The organism is Sphingobium sp. DC-2, assembly GCF_000722555.1.
Lineage (GTDB): Bacteria > Pseudomonadota > Alphaproteobacteria > Sphingomonadales > Sphingomonadaceae > Sphingobium > Sphingobium quisquiliarum.
Window position 1 is genome coordinate 1 of the sequence record NZ_JNAC01000006.1, and the last position, 1313, is coordinate 1313.

A 1313-nucleotide genomic window follows, 5' to 3' on the forward strand; every position below is an offset into this window, starting at 1 on the left:
TGTCGTTGCCCCTTAATTCCCGGACAGTTCCTCACTGGTTGAACGTGTGATGTATTCGCGCGGGGCGAGATAGCCAAGGGCGCGATGCGGGTGGACGTTGTTGTAGTGGTGGAACCAGCTTGGTAGCTGGCTGATCACGGCCTTGGCGTTGGGCTTTTCGGCGACGCGGACGTAGTCTCGCTTCATGGTCCGCACGAACGCCTCTGCCATGCCGTTGGATTGCGGGCTTTCGATGGGTGTTGTCCGGGGTCTGAGGTTGATCTCGCGTGCGAAGCGGCGAGTCTCCTTGGCGGTGTAGCAGCTGCCGTTATCTGTCAGCCATTCGATGGTGGAAGGCAAGCGGTTCACGCGGCCGAAGCGGTGCTCGACGGTGGCGGTCATCAGATCGCGCACGTCCTCGGCGGATATGCCTGCGGTGGTGGCCACGAAGCCCATTGCCTCGCGATCGCAGCAATCCAGGGAGAAGGCGACGCGCACCTTCTCGCCGTTGTCGCAGCCGATCTCGAAGCCGTCGGAGCACCAGCGGGTGTTGCGGGTATCAACCGCGACGCGCCCGTCGTGACGACGATCGTCTGCCTTGCCGCTATGGCGCTGGAGCAGCAGGCCATGCACCTTCATCACCCGGTAGACCCGCTTGGCATTCGGCGCAGAAGGTCCGCCATTGCGTGCCTGCCGCCGCAGGAGCGCATGGATCCGGCGGTAGCCATAGGTCGGCAGTTCCGCGATCAGAGCCTGGATACGCGCGACGAGCTCTTCCTCGGGCAGCGGAGGTCGGCCGCGGCGGCGCGCAGGGGCCTTGCGTCTGGCCGACGAGAGATGCTGCCGCGAGACGCCGAGCGCGTTCGCCACCGCGCTCACAGGTCGCCCTCCGGCAACGAGATTGTGCGCAATGCCGTTTTTTTGGGACCTGCCACGCGCGAGATCGCCTCGCGCAGGATCTCGTTCTCCATGGTCTTCTTGCCGAGCATGCGCTGCAGCTCGCGCACCTGGTTCTCCAGCGCGCGATACTCGCTGGCCGGAACCACCTCGCCGCCTGCGCGGGTGGCGGTCAGGGCGCCGCTCGCCGCCTGCCGGCGCCAGCCAAACAGTTGGTTGGGCGCTACCCCGTGCATGCGCGCCACACGCGACACGCTGTTGCCGGGCAGGAAGGTCTCTTCGACCATGCGGAGCTTCTCTTCCGGGGTCCAGCGCCTACGGCGCTGAACCCCTCCGAGAACCTCCGCATGCACATAGCTACTGGGATTACTGTCGGTCATATGCCTCACTCTTACATAAGTGTGAGGAACTGTCCGGTCATTTTGGGGGCTGCTTCA

1 protein-coding gene is annotated in these 1313 nt (G+C 64.7%); it reads right to left on the reverse strand.

The window, feature by feature from the left end:
- Positions 1–12 precede the first annotated feature (12 nt).
- A protein-coding gene (locus tag ET21_RS0101150) for an IS3 family transposase (protein ID WP_156028974.1) occupies positions 13–1256 on the reverse strand; the annotation gives its coding sequence in 2 pieces (ribosomal slippage) (positions 13–915 and positions 918–1256; 1242 coding nt in all).
- Between the last annotated feature and the right edge of the window lie 57 nt (positions 1257–1313).